Source organism: Pseudomonas sp. P1_F7, from assembly GCF_056405655.1.
Window position 1 is genome coordinate 230,766 of record NZ_JBFUBR010000001.1, and the last position, 22,952, is coordinate 253,717.

At 58.4% G+C, this 22,952-nt stretch carries 18 protein-coding genes, 3 tRNA genes and 1 pseudogene; 11 read left to right on the plus strand and 11 right to left on the minus strand.

Annotated features, from left to right (window positions below; all coding sequences use genetic code 11):
* Positions 1 to 102: 102 nt before the first annotated feature.
* Together AC1D1M_RS00940 and AC1D1M_RS00945 are read left to right on the plus strand one after the other, a co-directional pair.
* On the plus strand, positions 103 to 435 hold the full coding sequence (locus AC1D1M_RS00940) for an HNH endonuclease (protein WP_477774114.1): 333 nt from the start codon (positions 103 to 105) through the stop codon (positions 433 to 435).
* 135 nt (positions 436 to 570) lie between these two features.
* Positions 571 to 1,260, plus strand: a complete 690-nt coding sequence (locus AC1D1M_RS00945) for a DUF5677 domain-containing protein (RefSeq protein WP_477762235.1) — start codon at positions 571 to 573, stop codon at positions 1,258 to 1,260.
* Positions 1,261 to 1,838: 578 nt separating this feature from the next.
* On the opposite strand, the pseudogene AC1D1M_RS00950 reads toward AC1D1M_RS00945, so the two are convergent.
* The 10 genes and pseudogenes from AC1D1M_RS00950 to AC1D1M_RS00995 all read right to left on the minus strand — a co-directional run.
* Positions 1,839 to 2,336, minus strand: a pseudogene (locus AC1D1M_RS00950) (group II intron maturase-specific domain-containing protein); the annotation flags it as partial.
* Between the two features lie 898 nt (positions 2,337 to 3,234).
* Positions 3,235 to 4,557, minus strand: a complete 1,323-nt coding sequence (locus tag AC1D1M_RS00955) for a tyrosine-type recombinase/integrase (RefSeq protein WP_477762236.1) — start codon at positions 4,555 to 4,557, stop codon at positions 3,235 to 3,237.
* A 172-nt stretch (positions 4,558 to 4,729) separates the two neighbouring features.
* A tRNA-Leu gene (locus AC1D1M_RS00960) sits at positions 4,730 to 4,816 on the minus strand.
* Between the two features lie 195 nt (positions 4,817 to 5,011).
* Positions 5,012 to 5,085: transfer RNA gene (locus AC1D1M_RS00965), tRNA-Cys, on the minus strand.
* Between the two features lie 47 nt (positions 5,086 to 5,132).
* Positions 5,133 to 5,208 (minus strand) — tRNA-Gly (locus tag AC1D1M_RS00970).
* A 63-nt stretch (positions 5,209 to 5,271) separates the two neighbouring features.
* Positions 5,272 to 5,832, minus strand: coding sequence for a CDP-diacylglycerol--glycerol-3-phosphate 3-phosphatidyltransferase (pgsA, locus tag AC1D1M_RS00975; RefSeq protein ID WP_007992985.1), 561 nt, complete (start codon positions 5,830 to 5,832; stop codon positions 5,272 to 5,274).
* Positions 5,833 to 5,864: 32 nt separating this feature from the next.
* Entirely contained in the window at positions 5,865 to 7,688 is a 1,824-nt protein-coding gene (gene uvrC / locus AC1D1M_RS00980; RefSeq protein ID WP_477774115.1) for an excinuclease ABC subunit UvrC, read from the minus strand.
* A gap of 2 nt (positions 7,689 to 7,690) precedes the next feature.
* Positions 7,691 to 8,332: a response regulator transcription factor GacA gene (gacA, locus tag AC1D1M_RS00985; RefSeq protein WP_008015884.1), complete on the minus strand. Its 642-nt coding sequence runs from the start codon at positions 8,330 to 8,332 to the stop codon at positions 7,691 to 7,693.
* A 97-nt stretch (positions 8,333 to 8,429) separates the two neighbouring features.
* Complete coding sequence (locus AC1D1M_RS00990; RefSeq protein WP_477774116.1) at positions 8,430 to 8,903, minus strand: GNAT family N-acetyltransferase; 474 nt, start codon at positions 8,901 to 8,903, stop codon at positions 8,430 to 8,432.
* Complete coding sequence (locus AC1D1M_RS00995) at positions 8,903 to 9,661, minus strand: carbon-nitrogen hydrolase family protein (protein WP_477774117.1); 759 nt, start codon at positions 9,659 to 9,661, stop codon at positions 8,903 to 8,905. The genes AC1D1M_RS00990 and AC1D1M_RS00995 overlap by 1 nt, the downstream gene beginning before the upstream one ends.
* A gap of 628 nt (positions 9,662 to 10,289) precedes the next feature.
* Here AC1D1M_RS00995 and AC1D1M_RS01000 point away from each other — a divergent pair.
* Positions 10,290 to 11,354 carry a 3-deoxy-7-phosphoheptulonate synthase gene (locus AC1D1M_RS01000; RefSeq protein ID WP_477774118.1) on the plus strand — a complete coding sequence of 355 codons (1,065 nt, stop codon included), beginning with the start codon at positions 10,290 to 10,292 and terminating at the stop codon, positions 11,352 to 11,354.
* A gap of 72 nt (positions 11,355 to 11,426) precedes the next feature.
* Here the strand turns inward: AC1D1M_RS01000 and AC1D1M_RS01005 are convergent, their stop codons facing one another.
* Positions 11,427 to 12,491, minus strand: a complete 1,065-nt coding sequence (locus AC1D1M_RS01005; protein WP_477774119.1) for a hypothetical protein — start codon at positions 12,489 to 12,491, stop codon at positions 11,427 to 11,429.
* 335 nt (positions 12,492 to 12,826) lie between these two features.
* Here AC1D1M_RS01005 and AC1D1M_RS01010 point away from each other — a divergent pair, with 335 nt between their 5' ends.
* From AC1D1M_RS01010 to AC1D1M_RS01045, 8 genes are all read left to right on the plus strand, one after another.
* Positions 12,827 to 13,708 (plus strand): esterase/lipase family protein, encoded by an 882-nt coding sequence (locus AC1D1M_RS01010; protein WP_477774120.1) that lies wholly within the window; start codon positions 12,827 to 12,829, stop codon positions 13,706 to 13,708.
* Between the two features lie 107 nt (positions 13,709 to 13,815).
* Positions 13,816 to 14,097: a peptidylprolyl isomerase gene (locus AC1D1M_RS01015; protein WP_008051985.1), complete on the plus strand. Its 282-nt coding sequence runs from the start codon at positions 13,816 to 13,818 to the stop codon at positions 14,095 to 14,097.
* Positions 14,098 to 14,232: 135 nt separating this feature from the next.
* Positions 14,233 to 16,101, plus strand: coding sequence for an extracellular solute-binding protein (locus AC1D1M_RS01020; RefSeq protein ID WP_477774121.1), 1,869 nt, complete (start codon positions 14,233 to 14,235; stop codon positions 16,099 to 16,101).
* On the plus strand, positions 16,101 to 17,162 hold the full coding sequence (locus AC1D1M_RS01025) for a microcin C ABC transporter permease YejB (RefSeq protein WP_477774122.1): 1,062 nt from the start codon (positions 16,101 to 16,103) through the stop codon (positions 17,160 to 17,162). The genes AC1D1M_RS01020 and AC1D1M_RS01025 overlap by 1 nt, the downstream gene beginning before the upstream one ends.
* Positions 17,162 to 18,184, plus strand: a complete 1,023-nt coding sequence (locus tag AC1D1M_RS01030; RefSeq protein ID WP_477774123.1) for an ABC transporter permease — start codon at positions 17,162 to 17,164, stop codon at positions 18,182 to 18,184. Before AC1D1M_RS01025 ends, AC1D1M_RS01030 begins: the two co-directional genes overlap by 1 nt.
* Before the next feature lie 13 nt (positions 18,185 to 18,197).
* Entirely contained in the window at positions 18,198 to 19,775 is a 1,578-nt protein-coding gene (locus AC1D1M_RS01035; protein WP_477774124.1) for an ABC transporter ATP-binding protein, read from the plus strand.
* An 83-nt stretch (positions 19,776 to 19,858) separates the two neighbouring features.
* Positions 19,859 to 21,274 (plus strand): sigma-54 interaction domain-containing protein, encoded by a 1,416-nt coding sequence (locus AC1D1M_RS01040; RefSeq protein WP_477774125.1) that lies wholly within the window; start codon positions 19,859 to 19,861, stop codon positions 21,272 to 21,274.
* A gap of 286 nt (positions 21,275 to 21,560) precedes the next feature.
* Positions 21,561 to 22,952, plus strand: a complete 1,392-nt coding sequence (locus AC1D1M_RS01045; protein ID WP_477774126.1) for a GntP family permease — start codon at positions 21,561 to 21,563, stop codon at positions 22,950 to 22,952.

Consider the following 22,952-nt stretch of genomic DNA (forward strand, 5'->3'; position numbering starts at 1 on the left):
GTCTCACCGACGGGAGAGCTCGAGCTGCTACAGGCCGATCGGCGGAGGCTTCGTACCCATCCATCGGTTGTTCAGCCTGGCTAGGCAAATTTCAGAGAAAGCGTGCTGGCGCGGTATGGCGGAGAGTGCTGCATCAGCGGGTGCAACTTCGCCGCGCTGGTCGAGACGGCGCACATCATTCCGTACAGGGAAGACCAGTCAGATGATGTGAGCAACGGATTACTGCTGCGGGTAGACCTACATCGGTTGGCCATTCAAGTGAGGCGCATACCGGGCTGCGGCCGCTCCGCTTCGCATGGTAAATACGCACTTTTAGTTAACGATACCAAAGCCGCTTGGTATCTCACCGAACTGACAGGCACGCCCAATCTGAATCTGAGCCATGATGATCTGGATCACTCACGTGCTCTTGTCATTTGCAATACCGTGACTTGATACCCCCGCCACACCCAAGCGCAATTGATCACGGGAGCAGGCCGCCACCTCCATCACCACCACAAAGGGTAGAAAAAACCGCATTCACTGAATAGAGTCTTGCATCCATATCAGATCAGAAGGTGTTAGAGCCGAATGAGCACTTCATCAGCAATACTGGACGAGCTTGTTGAGTCCTTGAAGACGCAAGCTTCATTGCTGATCGCTGCATCAGAAATGGAGGCCAAAGGGCCAAATGATCTTCGCGACGAATTTGCTCGTCGACAGCTGAGGCGCTCAGCGGAGCTCGTGAGCGGAGCAGCGGCATTAGGGGCAGTGGCAAATTCCGCCTCCTTGGGAGTCTTAAGCCGCAGCTTACTCGAGCAACTGATAATGGTTTTGTGGGGCATTCGATCTATTGACAATGCGAAGTCCCAAAGCGACGCGGGTACTGCTGAATTGGCGAAAGCACTAAAGATGAACTTAAAAGCAGGCACCGCCAAGGTCTTTGACCGGCGCACTGGCGAGGAAGTAACAGCCAGATATCTCGAGAGGGAGCAGGCAAAGGGGAGTCCGCGACGTAAGAGTGTTGAGGAGCAAGCCAAAGAGGCAGGCGTTTTGGACCTGTATACCGTTTTCTATAGATTTTTATCGCTTGAGACCCATGGCCACAACGAAAGCCCCAAAGAAAAATCAGAAATCGCAGCTCTGTGCGTCACCCACCTTCAAGGGATTGGTTGCATCAGTCGCGCCATCGGTCAGGCAGGTGTTTGGTGGCTGATGCATCGTCACTGGCCAGACAACGAGTCACTACGTGAAGTGTTGGGCCTAAATGCAAAGGCTTAGAAACAAAGCTCGACGACACACTGCCCTTTCTTGGACAAATACTCTCCATCCAATCCCAAAACGCAATAACACTGAAAGCCACCCCGCACCATCTTGGTATTCTGACAGGAATCGCCATTCGAGATCGCTCGCAAACCAGTGCGAGTGGGGGCAAAAATGGGGGCATAACTGATCTTTTTTGACCTAAAACTACCGTCCTAGAGCCTAGTCAAAATGTTGGCTGGGGATCCGGACAGCCTGTGAGAAGCCTTGCCGAATGCCTCTCAGAGACGTGTATCACTTGGCCTGGACGCCTTTAAACTTTCCGGTGCCGCTGTATAGAAGTTGGAGAAGACTGCCTGACGAGCCGTCAACTAGGTCCATCCCTGCCCTCCATCGCCAAACTTCCTGCGGGGGGCATTGGCACACAGAAATCTTGCGTCCATCTCCTCCGAAAGAGGTGAGGACTCCACCGAGAGCCAGTCGTTTTGTAGGGGTAAAAACGATCAAAATCGGCATAGGAGACGGCCTTCATAGGCCGTTCCCCTGCCACACCACCCGGCATGCGGGTCCGCACCGGGCGGTTCGAGAGATTGAGGTTATGAGAGTCGCACCAGACTCAACCTGTCGAACCACGCCACATCCAGCACTCGATTGAGCTCAAAGCGGCTGTTACGCCACCAGCTATACGAGTTGGCCGCCACTTTCCGTGCGGTTTGGGCACTGGCCCCCAGACCCCGCAGCTCGCGGTAGATCGTCGGACCACGTCTCCATTGTTTAAGCTGGATCGCTCGCAATCGGTGTCGCATCCACTCATCCAGCCCTCGCCAGATTTTCGGCGCTTGTGACAACCCAAAGTAAGTTTTCCAGCCCAGAAGATAGGGGCGTAGGTTCTCGACAACTTGTCGCAGACTGCGGCCACCTGAGCGACGGGTGAGTTCGCGTAGTGGCTGCAATACCTGCAGCAACGCTTGCTGGATCAAGCGGTCGGTGACCGCTGGAATACCCAACTCGCGTTCGCCGCCGTCAGGCTTGGGGATGACCACGCGGCGTACCGGATTGGGCCGGTAGACACCTGAGAGAAGCTGTTCACGAATCGCGGCCCGGCTAACGCCGTCGCCCTTTCAGGCGCGAGGCGAGATCTCCCCAGGTAAGAGCGCAATCCTTCCCCGCACAACCGCCGGATTTACGTTGCCGCCCCTTTGACCACAAGAACTTCGCGGTTTGCTGCCCGCTCGCCCTGATCGGCATCGCCTTGCATCCGGTTCTTGTCCATCGGCTCGCGGCTTTGCTCCACGCTTCCTCCCCACACTCGGTCGCCCTCATGCAGTTGCGCTTCACTTCGTTCGCTGTGGTCAGCTTACGGCGGGACTTTCACCCACAAGATTGCGCCCATGCTGGGCGCACAACAAAAAGGGGTCGCGAGATAAAGTCTCGCAACCCCTTGAATTATATGGTCGGGACGGAATGATTCGAACACTCGACCCCCAGCACCCCATTTAAGAAGGTAGAGAAATATTTAAATTTTTCTGCTGGCTGTGGTTGGCTTGTAAATAAAAAACCCGACACGAAGGCCGGGTTACCCACCCTCTCCGAGACGCAGCCCCCAAATGAGAGGGATGGAGAGCTGAAAAGAGAGTGTGGGGGGCGAGATATTGCTAAATGGTGCTCTTCTGCGCAATAAAAAATCCGACTCAAGTGCGGTATATCGTGATCATTAGCCCGTAGAAATCAGATGCTGACCGTCATTTTTCGAGTTTTTCCCGATGCCTCAGGTGGCATGTGAAGCCCAGCACTCCAGTGGCAACTCGAAGAACAACAAACGCCTCAACTGTAACGGTAACATCCTTTGCCACCGCTCGAAGTTAACACCTTAGCTTGAGCCCAGGGCTCTGCACACGAACCGCGTGGTCACGTCGAAATTATCCGGAGTGAGGACATCAATTGTCGAACGACCTTTTAATCGCCACCCCCAACGAAGCATTACCGGTACGCTTACTTCATTGCGCCACGTTTTACTTTTAACCGAGTGACATTCTCGCCGGCCTGATTCGCAAACTCGTGAGGGGTGACATGCTCCTGAAGATTGGCCTCAAGGTACCGACTCCACCAGTTCATGATCAGCCTGCGCTCTTCAATGAACTCTGCCTTGTGAATGTAGGCGGCACGAACGCTGTTCCGCTCTCGATGGCTCATCTGTCTTTCAATAGCCGTCTCTGACCACAGCCCTGACTCAACCAGTGCGCTGCAGGCCATTGAGCGGAAGCCGTGACCACAAATCTCTGTCTTCGTGTCGTACCCCATCGTGCGCAACGCTTTGTTCACGGTGTTTTCGGACATCGGCTTCCAGGCCCTAGCATCACCGGCAAATACCAGGTCGAATGTGCCAGTGAGGGTGTGGATCTGTTCAAGCACGGCCACAACTTGCGGCGATAAAGGCACAAGATGGACATCACCCGCCATTTTCGTCCCCCGCGTTGAATGGCGTACGTCCTCCAGCTCCGGCCGAGTATCCGGGATCTCCCATACGCCACGCTTGAGGTCGAACTCGCACCAGCGAGCGAAACGTAATTCACTCGAGCGAACAAACACGTGCAGCGACAGCCTGAGCGTTAGCCGGGTCAGCTCTCGGCCTTTGTAGGCATTGATTCGTGCCAGCAATTCAGGCAGGCGTGATAGGGGCAATGCAGGCCGATGGGTGACTCGCGGCGCTTTGATCAAGCCCTGAAGATCGTACGCAGGGTTTATCGGAATAAGACGAAGGCGTTTTGCCTCACGCATAATACTTTGCAGGTATCTTTGTACCCTTAAGGCGACGTCAATCGTTCCTCGTTTTCTGATCGCCTCCAAAGGTTGCATCAGATCATAAGTATCGAGATTAGCAATCGCGCGGGCACCGATAAACGGGAAAACATAGTTATTCAGACGGTTCAACACATTCTTGGAATGGTCCGGTGTCCATCTGGCCGACATGTTCTTGTGCCAGTCCAACGCAACGCTTTCAAAGGTACGCCCGTTGACAGCATCTTCCGTTTTGGCTTTACGCTTGTTCTCAACGGGATCAATGCCGTCTGCGAGCATCCGCTTCGCATCTAAACGCTTCTGGCGCGCATCGGCAAGGCCAATCACAGGATAGCTGCCGAGGGAGGTCAACCCCTCCCGGCCGTCAGGCTTTACGTACCTGAGACGCCAGCCTTTACGGCCATTGGGTTGGATTAGGAGATAGAGACCGTCGCCGTCGAAAAGCTTGTAGGGACGGTCTGTTGGCTTGGCTAAACGGCAAGCAGCGTCGGTAAGCGGAGCAGTTGTGCGCGACATAAGGGTACTATCCTTAATCGAACCAAAGACTACCCCTAACTTTACCCTCTAAATGACCGGATTCCAGAAGATTGGACAAGAATCCGACGGAATGCTAAAACGAAAAAACCCGCCAGAAGGCAGGTTTTTCAAGGCCTCCAAAGAACTCAAAAGCGCTCTGTGGAATGCAAGATGGTGCCCGAAGCCGGAATCGAACCGGCACGCCCTTACGAGCGGGGGATTTTAAGTCCCATGCGTCTACCAGTTTCGCCATTCGGGCGGTAGCGCGGTGAAGCGTCCAGGTTCTGTCAAATAACGATCTGGCAGTTCTGACGCTTGTGCAGCAGAGGTGGAAATATATACATCCCGCCCCGGTGAAGCAAGTTCGCAAATAGCCTTTTCAAGACTAAATCTTGCAGGCTATTGCAAATAAAAAAGCTCCGTAAATCATAGATCTACGGAGCTTGTTTATTAGTGGAGGCCGAGGTCGGAATCGAACCGGCGTAGGCGGATTTGCAATCCGCTGCATAACCATTTTGCTACTCGGCCTCAAAACATTTGGCGTCTAGTAGCGCGACATCAAATGCGTACAAACTTGGAGCGGGAAACGAGACTCGAACTCGCGACCCCGACCTTGGCAAGGTCGTGCTCTACCAACTGAGCTATTCCCGCGTCTTGGTGTGGCGCATTCTATAGAATCCAGAAGCCCCGTCAACCCTTTGATTCAAAAAAGTTTTATTTCTTTTCAACGTCGGTCTTCAGATGTGGCCAGGCAGCCCGCAAGTACTGGACCATCGACCACAAAGTCAGGCCAGCCGACACCATCAGCAAGGTGTAGCCCAGCAAGACCCAGAAACTGAAATCCTTGGGGTTGGCCAGCAGGATCACCAGCGCCAGCATTTGCGCGGCGGTTTTCCATTTGCCTAGGTTCGACACGGCAACGTGGGCACGAGCGCCCAGTTCGGCCATCCATTCGCGCAGTGCCGAGACGACAATCTCGCGACCGATGATCACGGCAGCTGGCAGCGTGAGCCACAGGTTTCCGTGTTCCTGCACCAACAGTACCAATGCAACCGCAACCATCAGCTTGTCGGCAACCGGATCGAGGAAAGCCCCGAACGGTGTGCTTTGTTCCAGCCGGCGGGCCAGGTACCCGTCCAGCCAGTCGGTGGCGGCAGCGAATGCGAAGACCGAGGCGGAGGCCAGGTAGCTCCATTGGTAAGGCAGGTAGAACAGTAAAATGAAGATCGGTATGAGCAGAACGCGTAGAACGGTAATCAGATTAGGGATATTCATCGGCACAACTGGCTACGAGGTGAGGGGGCATTCTACTCGCTGTGCAGATTTGCATAAATCAACTCTGCGAGCTTTTTACTGATCCCGGGGGCTTTGGCAATTTCTTCGATGCTTGCACGAGACAGCTCCTGCAATCCACCAAAATGTTTCAACAAATCCCGCCGACGTGTGGGTCCGACGCCGGCGACACCTTCCAGTGTAGACGTCCGACGGGTTTTTCCACGTCGGGCGCGGTGCCCGGTAATGGCAAACCGGTGGGCTTCGTCGCGAATCTGCTGGATCAGGTGCAACGCGGGAGAATCACCGCGCAACGTGAACTCATGTGCAGCGTCATTCAGGTAAAGGGTTTCGAAACCGGCCTTGCGCGTCGCGCCTTTTGCCACGCCCAGCAGAATCAGGTCAGGCACGGCCAATTCATCGAGCACATCGCGGGCCATGGACAACTGACCTTTACCGCCGTCCACCAGCAGGATATCCGGCAGCTTGCCCTCCCCGTCCTTCAGTTTGCTGAAGCGTCGGGTCAACGCCTGGTGCATCGCCGCATAGTCATCGCCGGCCGTAACGCCCTCGATATTGTACCGACGGTAATCGGCCTTGATCGGGCCTTCGGGGCCGAAGACCACGCAGGACGCCACCGTCGCCTCGCCACTGGAATGACTGATGTCGTAGCACTCCAGGCGCTGTGGAGGCTCATCCAGCTTCAGCACCTCGGCCAGTGCATCGAAGCGTGCCGTAATGTGCTGACGATTCGCCAGGCGCGCACTCAGTGCCTGCTCGGCATTGGTCACCGCCAATTGCTGCCAGCGCGCTCGCGTGCCCCGCACGCGATGGCTGATGGTCAGCTCGCGACCGCGCAACTCGTCGATGGCGGCGATCAGTGTGGGAAAGTCATCGTGGACCACGTTGACGATCAGTTCGCTCGGCAAGTCGCGTTCAGGACTGCTGATGAAGTACTGGCCGAGAAACGCGGCCATGACTTCAGAAACGTCTTCTTCAATACCGACCTGAGGGAAGAAGTTCTTGCTTCCCAGTACCCGCCCGCCCCGCACGCTGATCAAATGAACACAGGCACCGCCCGGGTTGACGAAGGCGGCAATCACATCGACGTCCCCGGTTCCGCCTTCCATGCTCTGTTGATCCTGGACCCGGCGCAGTAACGCAATCTGGTCCCGCAACTCGGCTGCGCGTTCGAATTCGAGATTGATCGCCGCCTCTTCCATCCCGGCGGACAACTCGTCAGTCAGCGCATTGCTGCGCCCTTCAAGAAACATCACCGAATGGCGCACATCTTCGGCGTACACCTGGGGCTCCACCAGCCCGACGCAGGGCGCCTTGCAGCGCTTGATCTGGTATTGCAGGCAAGGGCGCGTGCGGTTCTTGTAATAACTGTCTTCGCATTGACGAACGAAAAATGTCTTTTGCAGCAGGCTCAGGCTTTCGCGGATCGCACCGGCGCTCGGGTAAGGCCCGAAGTACTTGCCCTTGGCCTTTTTCGCGCCGCGATGAATGCTCAGGCGCGGAAACTCTCCGTCGGAGAGAAAGACGTAGGGGTAGGACTTATCGTCGCGCAGCAGGATGTTGTAGGGCGGGCGCCATTCCTTGATCAACGTCTGCTCAAGCAGCAAGGCTTCGGTTTCGTTGGCGGTGATTGTCGTTTCGACCTGGGCGATACGCGCTACCAGTGCGGCGGTCTTGGGGGCAAGCCCGGTCTTGCGAAAGTAACTCGACAGGCGATTCTTGAGGTTCTTGGCCTTGCCGACGTAGAGCAACCGCGCTTCGCTGTCGAACATGCGGTACACGCCGGGGCGCCCGCTAACGGTCGACAGAAAGGCGCTCGGATCAAAGGTTTCGGTCATTTTCAGAGGCTGGCGTCGACCATGCCATGCCGAACCGCCAACAGCGTCAACTCGACATCACTGCTGATCGAAAGCTTTTCGAAGATGCGGTAACGGTAGGTATTCACGGTTTTCGGGGACAGGCACAATTTGTCGGAAATGATCTGTACTTTCTGGCAGCCGACGATCATCAGCGCGATCTGGATTTCCCGCTCCGACAAGGCATCGAAAGGCGAATCGTTGGTGGGCTGGAAGGACTTGATCGCCAGTTGCTGGGCAATTTGCGGGCTGATGTAGCGTTGCCCGGCGAACACCAGGCGAATGGCCTGGACCATTTCCGGCAAACCTGCCCCCTTGGTCAGGTACCCTGCCGCACCGGCTTGCAACAGCCGCGTAGGAAACGGGTCCTCTTCACACACGGTCACCGCGACGACTTTGATATCCGGATGACTGCGCAATAACTTGCGAGTGGCTTCAAGACCGCCGATACCCGGCATCTTGACGTCCATCAGCACCACATCGGGTTTCAGCTCACGCGCCTTGAGCAGGGATTCCTCTCCCGACTCGGCCTGGCCGACTACTTGCAGGCCATCGATGTCAGCCAGCATTCGTGTAATGCCTGTACGAACGAGATCATGGTCATCGACTACTAGCACCCTAATCAAGCAGACACCTCGCAATATGGTCTTATTGGATTGTCAGACACCTTAGCAAAAAGCATCTGGCAGACCTAGCGGAAAGCGTCAGATTAAAAGTTTCAATTCATCTTGAAAGGCTTGTTGCAAGCGTGTTGCAGCAATCCCGACTAGAGATATCCAGCTGCATCCTCAAGAAACATTCGTCCTTGCCCACCACCCTCAATCCCTTACGCTCGTACAACGCTTGCGCCGGATTGTTTTCGAAAACCGTCAGGCGCAACGCCGGGCGCCGCTCCTGGCGCGCCAGAGCCAGTACCTGATCGATCGTCCACGATCCAGTGCCCTGCCCACGAAACGCTTCGACGATATGCAATTCGCGGATATACAAGGCTCTGGCATCACGGCTCAGGCTGACATAACCCAGGACATTTTCGCCGCATACGATCAATCGGTTGTCGCGCCCAGCCCAAGCCACGTCAAACGCTTCGTCCTGCCACAACAGATCATGCTGAATGTAGTAATGCAGCATGCCTCTGCAGGTCAGTTCGCGGGCGAACTCCAGGTCATCAGGCGTTGCTGGACGCCATTGGCGTTCCATCACGCTGGCTCCACCACCAATACCTCTGCGGCCCAGCCCGCGGAATCACGCCGGGCAACGACCATCTGGTTGCCGGTACCGGCGGCGACCGCAATCAGCGAACCGTCCGGCGCCCACACCGCACTACGTCCTGCCGACTCCCAGCCACCCGTTGCACCGCCATGGTTGGCCATCAACACCAGCATTGAATGGCCAGCGGCATAACCCTGCAATAACGCGGTATCCGGGTCGTAGCCTTTTGCCGTGATCAACACACCAGCGGCATATATGCCTGCGCCTTTCAGTGCGGCCATGGCCGCATGATCGGCATGGTTGAAATCCGCGCACACTGCCAACGCAATCGTGTCGGCGCCGATTGTCAGCGGCTCGCCCCCCACTCCCGGCGCAAACGCCTCCTCCTCCCCCGGATGCAGATGCTGTTTGCTGTAGACCGCGAGAGAACCATCGGCGCCAAGTATCAGCGCGCCAATCAGCACGGGCGATGTGTCCGTCAGCCGAATCGGCATGCCGACGACGGCCGTCACGCCGACTTCCTTGGCAAAATCACGCAGCGGCTGCAGTACGGCCGCGTCCGGCGCAATAGCCAATTGCGTCGCAAGCCCCCGTTCATAGCCGGTCAGCGACAATTCAGGGAACACCAGCAATTGCACGCCCTGCTCCGCAGCCACCTGCATGAAACGTTGATGTCTGGCGATATTGCCGGCGAGATCTCCGGCGATGGAGATCGATTGAGCGGCGGCGATAGTCAGTGCCGTCATGATGCGTCCTTGTGACGATGTGTTTTTTGTTGAGGCGCAGAGTGTGTCACAACCTTCGGGGCACTCAAGCGATAGAAAGCGTGGTCGTTGGCCGATAGCATTTTCTGATTGAATCTGCGTACCGGCCTCTAGTAAGCTCGGACCATCCATCGGAGACAGACCATGTTCAACGCCCTCTTACAGCTTCGTACCGCCAGCGCCCTGCGCTCGGTTGCGGCTGCCCGGGTGAACGACGGTTGTGCTCCGGTCAGCTTTTATTTTGGGTATTGGTTTAGCCACTGGCGCGCCTGATACCCACACGGCGCCCACTTTAAACGGGTCGCCACCAGAGAATTCTCAACCCCCGGTCGGCCTCCCGACCGGGGGTTTTGTTTTTTCAGCCCCAACACTTTTAGCGACACACCAGACATTCAGAGGATACAGAACATGAACTACGCCACTTATTACCGTTACGACAGTTTTACCGCCTGGCGATTTACCACCCTCCGCTCGGGACAGCCTGCCGCCTCCGATCGGTCACCCACAGGTGGCAAGCACACACACGCAGCCAATCTGGCCAATTGTCGAACACCCCAGTAGGGCCGAGCGCGCGGGCATGAACCCGCCACCAGCCCAGGAAGCCTTGAATATGAACTCGTCCGTCTCTGCACTGCCGCTGTCCACCTTGAGCCCTGCCAATGAAGCGCTGACCCTGCGTCTGCCCAGCTCATTGCAACTCAAACAGCAATTGCCCCTCAACAACGCCCTGTCCCGGCAAATCACCGCCCACCGCCAGGCGGTTCGCGCGATCCTCAACGGTGAAGACTCCCGCTTGCTGGTCATCGTCGGCCCCTGCTCGATACACGATCCGAAGTCAGCCCTCGAATACGCCGCTAATCTTTCCCGCCTCGCTGGCGAAGTCAGCGACGAAATGCTGCTGGTGATGCGCGCCTACGTCGAAAAACCCCGTACCACGGTTGGCTGGAAAGGCCTGGCCTACGACCCGCACCTCGATGGCAGCGATGACATGGCCACCGGCCTGACGCTGTCCCGCGAGCTGATGCGCGAAATGCTCCGTCTGGGCCTGCCCGTTGCCACTGAACTGCTGCAACCGATGGCGGCCGGCTACTTCGACGATCTGTTGAGCTGGGTAGCGATTGGCGCCCGGACCACGGAGTCGCAGATCCATCGGGAAATGGCCAGCGGCCTGGGCATGCCGGTCGGTTTCAAGAACGGGACTGACGGTGGTGTTGCTGTCGCCAGCGACGCCATGCGTTCCGCCGCCCATCCGCATCGCCATTTTGGTGTCGATAGCCAAGGACATCCGGCGATCATTCAAACCCCGGGCAATGCGGACACTCACCTGGTATTGCGTGGCGGCCATCGCGGGCCGAACTACGACAGCGACAGCGTCGCCCAGGTGAACAGCGACCTGACCAGGCTCAGGATTCCGGCTCGAATAATGGTCGATTGCAGTCACGCCAACAGCGGCAAAGACCCGTTGCGCCAGCCAGCCGTGTTCAACGATGTACTTGAACAACGCCTGCAAGGTGATCGTTCGCTGATCGGCATGATGATCGAGAGCCATTTGTTCGAAGGCTGCCAGCCGTTGAGTTCGTCATTGCAATACGGTGTGTCGGTGACGGATGGTTGCCTCGGCTGGGCCGGGACAGAACGACTGTTGCTTGAAGCGGCAGATCGGCTGCGAGCGTAAAACAACGCCCAATAGTCGGCATCATCCGTCCGCCCTCCGGCCTTCATGGGAAGACTGGAGGGCAAATGGCAATCAATGTCCCATCAGGGACTGCACTTGAACCAGTGTCACCCCCGATTGCTGGCGGGTGCCGTCAAGGCGCTCGACTGAATAGGAAACACGGATCGCGCAATCTCGATGCTCCCTCCAGAACGGGTAGGGAACGATGAACACCAACGGCTCGCCCGCGGTGTCCCTGGTTATTTCACGGTCGTCACCGTGATTGAATTTCTCCCCGTCGCATGTCAGGTAAATCCGTTCTCCTTTTTCAGCCTTGGGGTTTTCGATGACGATGGTCACGCCATCCTGCGCATCATGCAGATCCACCCAACCTTCGTCGGCTTCCAGCACAGTGGGTGCTCGCAGTGGTCGCCGCTCCAGGATGCCAATCATCAGTGCCGTTACTTCAGAATAACGAGGCCCTTGCCCTGCTTGTTTGACGCAATAGTCGACGGACACGGAGGAGCCCAGATTGAGCGTAATGCACTCCGGACTGACCCAAAACGACAGTTCGCCCCCCACAGCGAAGGACTCAACCTTGAGTGCATCACTGAAACTTGCTTCTACCGAAACGCCAGCCCAGGTCAGCAACACCCAGTCGCCCGCCGCCATGCGCGCATAGGGTTTGATCGTAACGATCGCCCCTTCTTTCACCCGTTCCGGATCAAGCGTTCTACCCACCGCATCGTTTACCGTCGCGGGCAACAGGTCGGATTGCACATCACCGACACTCAGTTGCAAACGATGGGAATGCACGGGGTCGGCAAATCGGCTGCTCGTGAGTGAGTAACCGATTTCCAGTGAACCACCCTCAAGCGCCGCGATATGTGCACTACCCACGGCAAAGATTATGTCCTCGCCAACCCGGTCCTCACTGACAAAACGCGCCACCTGGTGATTGCAGGCGAGGCCATCGGCATCCAGCCCCGCCCAACTCAATAGCAATTTGTCGCCGCAGGTCATGCCTGGATAAGGCTGGACCCTGATGATTGCCTTTTTGTCAGAGGGGTTCAGAACGCCGTTTTGCGCCTGCTCAAGCATGGGAGGTGGTAATGGTTGCTGCGCGAGATTCAAGGTATCGGGTTCATAAACAGTCATTCATTCGCTCCATTCCCTGGAATAAACACCGGACAGGTGGCCGGCTCTGGACGGCTATTTAACCTCATGGCAAACAGTCGTGATGTCGGCATCTCACTCCGGCCCGCTCGGAAAATCGATACATGCAAAGTAGGTCTTTGATCGGCAGCAACCTGATTGCCGCGAAAAGTCCTCGAACTATTCCGACTAAGGCTTCAGCCACTTTTGAGCATTCGCACTTGTTCTATTCCGTTTTCCGCAAGTTCCGGCGGACTTTTCATACATCGCGCCAACCTCGAGTGTTTTAGAGTGAAGCGCCATGCAGTCCCAACGAACTTCTGCGTAAAGGTATTAACATGCAAAGGAATGCAAGCACTTGTTACCCAATACTGCTGGTCCACGGCCTTTTCGACTTCGAAAGAATCGGCAAGTTTGAGCTCTTTCACGACATCAGGCAGGCGCTGAGAAACGCCGGAGCAAGGGTGTTCGTTCCCTACTTGTCGGGCACCCATGACAACGAGGTACGCGGTGACCAATTGCTCACACAGATCGAGCGGGTACTGGAAGGAACCGGTGCACGCAAAGTCAACCTTATCGGCCATAGCCAGGGCGCACTGACCGCACGTTATGCCGCAGCGATTGCGCCAAACAGTGTGGCGTCGGTGACCTCTGTCAGCGGGCCGAACCATGGCTCGGAACTGGCCGATTTCCTGCGCAAGGCATTGATACCCGGCTGCCTGCCGGAACATGTGGCCGAGACGGTAGTGACCCTGTTCGCCGACTTCCTCGCGACATTAAGCGACAATCAGTTCCGACCGCAGAACGCCATTGCCGCCCTCAACGCGCTGACCACCGAGGGCGTAGGCGCATTCAACGACAAATACCCGCAAGGACTGCCTAGAACCTGGGGTGGCAAGGGTCGTGAGCAGGTCAACGGTGTTCGTTACTACTCGTGGAGCGGCATCCTGCAATCGAACGCCCTTGAACAAGGGCTCAATGCGCTCGATCCGCTCCACGCCTTCTGTCGGGCCCTTTCCGGCTATTTCGTCACGGAAGGCGAGCAGAACGACGGTTTGGTCGGTCGCTTCAGTTCCCATTTGGGCACGGTTATCCGTTCCGACTATGCGCTGGATCATCTGGACACCATTGGCCAACCGACCGGCCAGTTGCGCACAGGTGTCGACCCGATTGAACTGTATGTCCAGCATGCCGAGCGCTTGAGACAAGCCGGCCTTTGAGGAGCCACCTGCCGTGGATCCCGCGTGGAACGGAACTTTGAGGAGAAATAGCTCACTGAATCCGGTAGGCTCAGCACTTTATCGAGTATTGAAAGGAGTATTTTCCCATGGCTAAAGCCACTGCCCGTCACATCCTTGTTGCTTCCGAAGCCAAGTGCAACGAACTCAAGGCCCAAATCGAGGCTGGCGCCGATTTCGCCGAAGTTGCCAAGGCAAACTCCACTTGCCCATCCAGCCGCCAGGGCGGTGACCTGGGTTCGTTCGGTCCGGGCCAGATGGTCAAGGAGTTCGACACCGTGGTCTTCAGCGCACCGCTCAACGTGGTCCAGGGCCCGGTCAAGACGCAGTTCGGTTTCCACCTGCTGGAAGTGACCAGCCGTCAGGACTGATCGACGCCTGAGCTATTCACACAACGGCCCGCCTTTTGGTGGGCCGTTGTGTTTGCGACGCGTAATTCGGCTGGCGAGGGACGCGCCGCTAGCGTACAAATTGTCGTTAACGACCACCCGGCTCTAAGGCTGACAATGCGACTGGCTTTCCCTACCTTGTTGTTCACGGCCGTGACCCTGCTGTCGGGTGCCACGGGTGTGAATGCGGCACCGCAACCGGCAATGACCGTGTACGGCGAACCGGCAAAATACCCTGCCGGCTTCAGTCATTTCGCCTACACCAACCCGCAGGCCCCCAAGGGCGGCACGATGCGGCGCTCGGCGATCGAAATCGGTCAGTTCGACCATGTTTTGCCTTACATCGACAAAGGCATCGGCGTCACACAGATCGACGGCTTGCTCTATTCGCCGCTGGCCCAGCGTTCCCTGGACGAACCGTACACCGTGTACGGCCTGGTGGCAGAGAAGATGGAGCGTTCCGAAGACGGCCTGTCCCTGCGTTTTTACCTCAACCCCAAGGCGCGTTTTGCCGATGGCAAACCGATAACCGCCGAAGACGTGCGCTATACCTTCGATCTGCTGATGACCCAGGGCAGCCTGCGTTACCGCACCCAGTTCGCCGACGTCAAAGGCGTCGAAGTGGAATCGCCGCTGACTATCCGCTTTGATTTCAAGAACAACGAAAATCGCACCCTACCGCTGGATATCGCGACCTTGCCGGTGTTTCCCGAACACTGGTGGAAGAGTCGCGATTTCGCCGGTGGCGGTGGCTATGAAGCGCCGTTGGGCAGCGGCCCCTATAAAGTCGGCAAGATCGATTCCGGGCGCAGCATCACGTTCGAGCGCAATCCTGACTGGTGGGGCAAGGACCTGCCGGTCAGCACCGGTCTGTACAACTTCGATCACTTCAGCATCGAGTACTTCGGCGATACCGACGTGGCGCGCCAGGTCCTGCGCGGTGGCGCCTTTGACTACAATCGCGAATTTTCCGCCACCGGCTATTCCATCGGCTACGACAGCCCGGCCCTGAGCGACGGTCGCCTGCAAAAGGCCCACCTCGCCACGGAGGCGCCGCAGCCAGCCCAGGGTTTTGTGTTTAATCTGCAAAAGCCCATGTTCCAGGATCGCCGCGTGCGTCAGGCACTGGTGATGCTCTGGGACTTCGAGTGGAGCAACCGGCAGATGATGCGTGACATGTACATCCGCCAGCAGAGCTTCTTCTCCAACACCGACCTCGCGGCCCGGCAATTGCCGGATGCCGGGGAGCTGGCGATTCTCGAACCGCTGCGCGGGCAGATTCCCGACGAAGTCTTCACTGAAGTGTTCGAGGCGCCGAAGACCGATGGCAGCGGCGTGATCCGCGACAAGCAGTTACAGGCCCTGGACTTGCTCGAACAGGCCGGCTGGAAGCCCGATGGCGACCAACTGGTCAATGCCGACGGCGAGCCGCTGAGCTTCACCTTCCTGGTCAGTCAGAACGGTATGGACCGTTTGCTGTTGCCCTATAAGCGCACGCTGAAACAGATCGGCATCGACCTGAACATCCGCCGCATCGACTCGTCCCAGTACGTCAATCGCTTGATGAGCCGCGACTACGACATGATCGTCACCGGCTACCCGGTCACTACCTCTCCGGGGGGCGAACTGGTCAATTATTTCGGCTCGGCGGCGGCCACCGACCCTGGCTCCAACAACTACATGGTGTTGAAGAACCCGGCAGTGGACACCCTGATCACCGGGCTGATACGCGCCAATACCCAGGCTGACATGCTGCATTACGCCCATGCCCTGGACCGGGTGCTGCAATGGAATTACTACTGGATTCCCAACTATTACCCGCCGGGCACCTCGACGGTGTGGTGGAACCGCTTCGGCATCCCGAACGTACAAGCGAGCAATGACGAAGCCATCGAGAGCTGGTGGGAGATGAGCACCACGCCATTGACCAACCAACAGATGACGGCCGAGCGTATCAGCCGTGGCAAACCCGGAGGGCCGCACTGATGTGGGCTTACATATTGCGGCGCCTGCTGCTGATCATTCCGACGCTGGTGATCATTCTCCTGGTCAACTTTGTCATCGTCCAGGCCGCGCCGGGCGGGCCGGTCGAACAGGCCATCGCACACCTGCAAGGCATTGGCGGTGCCGCGGTTGGCGGCGGTTCCGGCGAACCCATGAGCGGCAAGTCCCGGGCCAGTCGCGGGCTTGATCCGCAGCTAATCAAGGACATTGAAAAACAATACGGCTTCGATAAACCGGCACACGAACGCCTCTGGCTGATGCTCACCAGCTACGCGCGCCTGGACTTCGGCAAGAGCTTCTTCCGCGGTGCCACCGTCACCGACCTGATCCTCGAAAAAATGCCGGTGACCATTTCCCTCGGGCTCTGGGCGACGCTGATTACCTACCTGGTGTCGATTCCCCTGGGCATCCGCAAGGCCGTGCACCATGGCAGCCAATTCGACATCTGGAGCAGTACCGCAATCATCATTGGCTATGCCATGCCGGCGTTCCTGTTTGCGATGTTCCTGATTGTGGTCTTTGCCGGCGGCACTTCGCTGAACTGGTTTCCGGTTCGCGGGTTGGTCTCGGACAACTTCGAATCGCTGTCGACCATAGGCAAAGTGGCCGACTACTTCTGGCATCTGGTGTTGCCGGTGACCTCGCTTGTGATCGGCGGCTTCGCCACGCTGACCATCCTGACCAAGAACTCGTTCCTCAATGAAATCACCCGCCAGTACGTGGTCACTGCCCGGGCCAAGGGTTTGAGTGAGCGACGGGTGCTGTATGGGCACGTGTTCCGCAACGCCATGCTACTGGTGGTGTCAGGTATTCCCCAGGCGTTCATCAGTGTGTTTTTTGCCGGCTCCCTGCTGATCGAGGTGATCTTCTCCCTCGACGGCCTGGGCCGCATGAGCTACGAAGCGGCGGTATCCCGGGACTATCCGGTAGTGTTCGGCTCGCTGTTCATCTTCACCCTGTTTGGCCTTCTGATAAAGCTGGTCGGCGACCTCTGCTACACCCTGGTCGACCCGCGTATCGACTTCGCCGCGAGGAACGCCTGATGCTCAAGCTTTCACCGCTGGCGCGTCGCCGCTTCGAGCGGTTCAAGAAAAACCGTCGGGGCTGGTGGTCGCTCTGGCTGTTTGTCGGCCTGTTCGCAATGACCCTTGGCGGAGAACTGATCGCCAACGACAAACCGCTGATGGTCAGCTATCAGGGTCAGTGGTACTTCCCTGCCTTCAAGCGCCACACCGAACAGGAGTTCGGCGGGCAACTGCCGTTCCAGGCCGACTACCGCAGCGACTACGTGCAGCAACTGATAAAGAAGGACGGCGGCTGGCTGCTGTTTCCACCGATTCCGTTCAGTGACGACACACCCAACTACGACCTGAACACACCCGCCCCCAGCCCGCCCACCAGCGTCAACTGGCTGGGCACCGACGACCAGGCACGGGACGTCCTGGCCCGAGTGATCTTCGGTGCCCGGGTATCGATCCTGTTTGCCTTGATGCTGACCTTTGTCAGCGCCCTGATCGGCATCGCGGCCGGAGCCCTGCAAGGCTATTACGGCGGCTGGGTGGATTTGCTCGGCCAGCGTCTGCTGGAGGTGTGGTCCGGGTTGCCGGTGCTGTACTTGCTGATCATCCTGTCGGGCTTCGTCGAGCCGAATTTCTGGTGGCTGCTGGGAATCATGGCGCTGTTTACCTGGCTGGCCCTGGTGGACGTGGTGCGCGCCGAGTTCCTGCGGGGGCGCAACCTGGAATACGTCAAGGCCGCCCGCGCGTTGGGCCTGACCGACCGCAAGGTCATCGTGCGGCACATTCTGCCCAACGCCATGAACGCGACCTTGAGCTACCTGCCGTTCATTCTCACCGGGGCGATTTCCACCCTGACGGCACTGGACTTCCTCGGCTTCGGCATGCCTGCCGGCAGCGCTTCCCTGGGCGAACTGATCGGCCAGGGCAAGCAGAACCTGCAGGCCCCGTGGCTGGGGCTGACGGCGTTTTTCACCCTCGCGCTGATTCTTTCTTTACTGGTGTTCATTGGCGAAGCCTTGCGCGACGCTTTTGATCCCCGCTCTTGATGCGGATATTGATATGACCAACCTGATCGAAATCCGTGACCTCAGCGTGGCCTTCAGCGGCCAGACCGTGGTGCGCAATCTGTGCCTGGACATCCGCCCCGGCGAATGCCTGGCGCTGGTGGGCGAATCGGGCTCGGGCAAGTCAGTGACGGCCCACTCGATCCTGCAATTACTGCCGCAAACCGATACACAGACGACGGGCAGCATCCGCTATCGCGGCCAGGAACTGGTGGGTGCCGATGTCGGCAAGTTGCGACAACTGCGTGGCAATCGAATCACGATGATCTTCCAGGAGCCGATGACCTCCCTCAACCCGCTGCACAGCATCGAAAAGCAGATCGGTGAAACCTTGCTGGTGCACAAAGGCCTGGCGGGCAAAGCGGCGCAAGCGCGGATCCTCGAATTGCTGCAACTGGTGGGCATCCAGAAACCCGAGGAGCGCCTCAAGGCCTATCCCCATCAATTATCCGGCGGCCAGCGCCAGCGGGTAATGATTGCCATGGCCCTGGCGTGCGAACCGGAACTGCTGATTGCCGACGAACCGACCACCGCGCTGGATGTGACAGTGCAACGCAAGATCCTGCTGCTGCTCAAATCCCTGCAGCAGCGACTGGGCATGTCACTGCTGCTGATCAGCCATGACCTCAATCTGGTGCGCAGCATCGCCCAGCGCGTGTGCGTGATGAAGGCCGGGGAAATCGTCGAGCAGGCGCCTTGCGAAACGCTCTTCACCGAACCCAAACACCCTTACAGCTGCGTATTGCTGCACGCCGAACCCGAGGGGGAAGCCTTGCCCCGGGACGAGCGTGAAAACGTACTGGAGGTGGACAACCTGCAGGTGCGGTTTCCCGTCAGTGGTGGCCTGTTTCAGCGCAAGACCTGGCTGCGCGCCGTCGATGGCATCAGCCTGAGCATTCAACGCGGCAAGACCCTGGGCATCGTCGGCGAGTCCGGCTCCGGCAAGTCCACCCTTGGTCAGGCGATCCTGCGTTTGCTCGACTCCGAAGGCAGCATCCGCTTTCAGGGCCAGGCGCTGGACGACTTGACGCAAAAACAGCTACGACCTTGGCGCAAGAAGATGCAGGTGGTGTTCCAGGACCCCTTCGGCAGCCTCAGCCCAAGGATGTCCGTGGCGCAGATCATCAGCGAAGGCCTGGAAGTGCACAGCCAGTTGAGCACTGAAGAGTGCAATGCCGAAGTGATCCGGGCACTGAGCGAAGTCGGCCTTGACCCGCAAAGTCGCCATCGTTATCCCCACGAGTTCTCCGGGGGGCAGCGCCAGCGCATCGCCATCGCCCGAGCGCTGGTGCTGAAGCCGGCGCTGATCCTGCTCGACGAACCGACCTCGGCGCTGGACCGCACGGTGCAGAAACAGGTGGTCGCCCTGCTCCGCCAGCTTCAGGAAAAACACGGTTTGACCTACCTGTTCATCAGCCATGACCTGGCGGTGGTGCGCGCCCTGGCCCACGACATGATCGTGGTCAAGGACGGCAAAGTGGTGGAACGCGGCGCCAGCCATGAGGTGTTTGACTCACCACAGCATCCGTACACCAAGGAGCTGTTGGCGGCGGCGTTGTTGGGGCAGGCATAATCGGTGGCAACCCCATATCCTGTGGGAGCGGGCTTGCCCGCGATGGGGCCGGAACAGTCAACAAAAAATCAGGATCAATACCCATGAACACCACCGAAAGCCTCAAGGACTACCAGCGCGTTCGCCTGCTGGCGATCCGTTCGTTGTTCGAAATCATCGAGCAATCGAGTGAAGGCACGGTGATTGTCGACCGCGATGCCAACATCGTCTGGATGAATGAGCGCTATGCCCGGCGCTTCGGCCTGCAATCGGCCGAAGGCGCGATCGGCAAGCCCTGCGAAAGCGTGATCCCCGGCAGTCTGTTGCGTGAAGTGGTGCGCACCGGCCGGCCGATTTTGCTGGATATGCAAGACACCCCCAAAGAGCCGCTGGTGGTCATGCGCCTGCCGATTCACGACGATGCCGGCGTGGTGATCGGTGCCATCGGTTTCGCCCTGTTCGACGAATTGCGCAGCCTGTCGCCGATGCTCAAGCGCTACATGAGCATGCAGGAAGAACTGGCCTCCACTCGCTCGCTGCTACGGGCGCGGCAGACCAAATACAACTTCGCCCACTTTATCGGCACCAGCGCCGCCAGCCTGGAAGTCAAACGTCGCGCCCGGCGCAGTGCGAGTACCGAATCTCCAGTGTTGCTGCTCGGCGAAACCGGCACTGGCAAGGAGTTGCTGGCCCAGGCGATCCACAATGCCTCGCCCCGTGCACACAAGGCGTTTGTCAGCATCAACAGCGCGGCGATTCCCGAATCGTTGCTGGAGGCCGAATTCTTCGGCACCGCCCCCGGCGCGTTTACCGGAGCCGACCGCAAGGGCCGCGCCGGCAAATTGCAGATCGCCCAGGGCGGCACGCTGTTCCTCGACGAAATCGGCGACATGCCGCTGCCCCTGCAAAGCAAACTGCTGCGGGTGCTTCAGGAAAAGGAGTTCGAGCCGGTGGGCTCCAACGAAGTGATCCAGAGCGATGTGCGGGTGATCGCAGCGACCTCTACGGACCTCGAGGCTGCCATCAAACGCGGCGAATTCCGCGCCGACTTGTACTACCGGCTCAACGTGTTGCCGATTCAGGTTCCGCCATTGCGCGACCGCCTGGATGACGTGCCGGCGCTCAGTGAAGCCATTCTTGAGGAGCTGCGCAGCCAGCATGAGTTGCACCACGAAGCCCTGGAACTGCTTGGGCAACACGCCTGGCCGGGGAACATCCGCGAACTGCGCAATGTACTGGAACGGGCCGCGCTGCTCAGTGATGACTTGCGCCTGACGACAGCGGATATCCGCGCGGCGATTGGTACATTCACGCCGGTGGAACGCGTGGCGCCCTTGACCATCGAACCGCTTGCCCATGAGACGTTCAGTGCGGCACGCGAGCGATTTGACCGGCAACTGATCGAAACCACCCTCGCGCAATGCGGGGGCAAGGTGGTTGATGCGGCGGCGCGGCTGGGGCTTGGGCGGTCGACGTTGTATAAAAAAATGGTGGCGTTGGGAATTGCAGAATCCCACTAAAGAGACATATATCTCCTTTTATAGAAAGTCCATCGCGAGCAAGCTCGCTCCCACAGGAGACCGTGTTCTCCTGAACTACTCCGTCCCCCTGTGAGAGCGAGCTTGCTCGCGATGAGGCCAGCACTATCGCCCCAAGTCTCTGACTAGAGACAAAGCATTCGAATCCAGCCCACGAAAATAAAATATATTCTTATATTTCAACAACTTAACAAGATGGCACAAAACTCGCTATACGCCTCTCCTACAAAGTTTCACCCAACAAAAATAACAATCCAGGAGACACACCATGAGTGTGATCATTGCCTTGGCAGCTCTCGCGCTGCTGATGCTGGCTGCCTACCGTGGCTACAGCGTTATCCTTTTTGCCCCGATTGCCGCCCTCGGCGCTGTCCTGCTGACTGACCCTTCTGCCGTCGCCCCCGCTTTCACCGGGGTGTTCATGGAAAAAATGGTCGGCTTCATCAAGCTGTATTTCCCGGTGTTCCTGCTTGGCGCGGTGTTCGGCAAGCTGATCGAACTGTCCGGCTTCTCGCGCTCCATCGTGGCGGCGGCGATTCGCCTGCTCGGCACCCGCCAGGCGATGCTGGTGATCGTGCTGGTCTGCGCCCTGCTGACCTACGGCGGCGTATCGTTGTTTGTGGTGGTGTTCGCGGTCTATCCGTTTGCCGCCGAGATGTTCCGCCAAAGCAACATCCCCAAGCGCCTGATCCCGGCGACCATTGCCCTGGGCGCGTTCTCGTTCACCATGGACGCCCTGCCCGGCACCCCGCAGATCCAGAACATCATCCCCAGCACCTTCTTCAACACCACCGCCTGGGCGGCGCCGTGGCTGGGTGTGATCGGCACGATCTTCGTGTTCTGCGCCGGCATGCTGTTTCTCCAGCGCCAGCGCAACAAGGCCCAGCGTGCCGGTGAAGGTTATGGTTCGGACCTGCGCAACGAGCCGGAAACCGCCGCCGACCTCAAACTGCCCAACCCGWGGCTGGCACTCTCGCCACTGCTGGCGGTGGGCATCATGAACCTGCTGTTCACCCACTGGATTCCGCAGGTGTACGGCAAGACCCACAGCCTCGCGCTGCCGGGCATGGCCGCGCCGGTGACCACGGAAATCGCCAAGCTCACGGCGATCTGGGCGGTCCAGGCCGCGCTGTTGGTCGGCATCCTCATGGTGCTGGCGTTCGGCTACAAGGCGATCAGCCGCAAGCTGGCCGAAGGCAGTAAAAGTGCGGTCAGCGGTGCCTTGCTGGCGGCGATGAACACGGCCTCGGAATACGGTTTCGGCGCGGTGATCGCGTCCCTGCCGGGTTTCCTGGTACTGGCCGACTGGCTCAAGAGCATTCCCGACCCACTGGTCAACGAAGCGATTACCGTCACCCTGCTGGCCGGCATCACCGGCTCCGCCTCGGGCGGCATGAGCATCGCGCTGGCGGCGATGTCCGAGCAGTTCATCAGCGCCGCCCATGCGGCGAACATTCCGCTGGAAGTGCTGCACCGGGTCGCCTCGATGGCCAGCGGCGGCATGGACACCCTGCCGCACAACGGCGCGGTGATTACCCTGCTGGCGGTCACCGGGCTGACCCACCGCGAGGCTTACAAAGACATTTTCTGTATTACGCTGATCAAGACCCTGGCGGTTTTCGTGGTGATCGGCACCTTCTACGCCACTGGCATTGTGTGA

What these genes read in the sequence shown, in the direction of transcription:
- AC1D1M_RS01020 (WP_477774121.1), top strand. Translation starts at nt 14,233, where the DNA reads ATGCGACTGGCTTTCCCTACCTTGTTGTTCACGGCCGTGACCCTGCTG.
- AC1D1M_RS00995 (WP_477774117.1), bottom strand. Translation starts at nt 9,661, where the DNA reads ATGACGGCACTGACTATCGCCGCCGCTCAATCGATCTCCATCGCCGGA.
- AC1D1M_RS00990 (WP_477774116.1), bottom strand. Translation starts at nt 8,903, where the DNA reads ATGGAACGCCAATGGCGTCCAGCAACGCCTGATGACCTGGAGTTCGCC.
- pgsA (WP_007992985.1), bottom strand. Translation starts at nt 5,832, where the DNA reads ATGAATATCCCTAATCTGATTACCGTTCTACGCGTTCTGCTCATACCG.
- AC1D1M_RS00945 (WP_477762235.1), top strand. Translation starts at nt 571, where the DNA reads ATGAGCACTTCATCAGCAATACTGGACGAGCTTGTTGAGTCCTTGAAG.
- AC1D1M_RS01010 (WP_477774120.1), top strand. Translation starts at nt 12,827, where the DNA reads ATGCAAAGGAATGCAAGCACTTGTTACCCAATACTGCTGGTCCACGGC.
- AC1D1M_RS01025 (WP_477774122.1), top strand. Translation starts at nt 16,101, where the DNA reads ATGTGGGCTTACATATTGCGGCGCCTGCTGCTGATCATTCCGACGCTG.
- AC1D1M_RS01000 (WP_477774118.1), top strand. Translation starts at nt 10,290, where the DNA reads ATGAACTCGTCCGTCTCTGCACTGCCGCTGTCCACCTTGAGCCCTGCC.
- AC1D1M_RS01030 (WP_477774123.1), top strand. Translation starts at nt 17,162, where the DNA reads ATGCTCAAGCTTTCACCGCTGGCGCGTCGCCGCTTCGAGCGGTTCAAG.
- AC1D1M_RS00955 (WP_477762236.1), bottom strand. Translation starts at nt 4,557, where the DNA reads ATGTCGCGCACAACTGCTCCGCTTACCGACGCTGCTTGCCGTTTAGCC.
- AC1D1M_RS01035 (WP_477774124.1), top strand. Translation starts at nt 18,198, where the DNA reads ATGACCAACCTGATCGAAATCCGTGACCTCAGCGTGGCCTTCAGCGGC.
- AC1D1M_RS01015 (WP_008051985.1), top strand. Translation starts at nt 13,816, where the DNA reads ATGGCTAAAGCCACTGCCCGTCACATCCTTGTTGCTTCCGAAGCCAAG.
- AC1D1M_RS01040 (WP_477774125.1), top strand. Translation starts at nt 19,859, where the DNA reads ATGAACACCACCGAAAGCCTCAAGGACTACCAGCGCGTTCGCCTGCTG.
- uvrC (WP_477774115.1), bottom strand. Translation starts at nt 7,688, where the DNA reads ATGACCGAAACCTTTGATCCGAGCGCCTTTCTGTCGACCGTTAGCGGG.
- AC1D1M_RS01005 (WP_477774119.1), bottom strand. Translation starts at nt 12,491, where the DNA reads ATGACTGTTTATGAACCCGATACCTTGAATCTCGCGCAGCAACCATTA.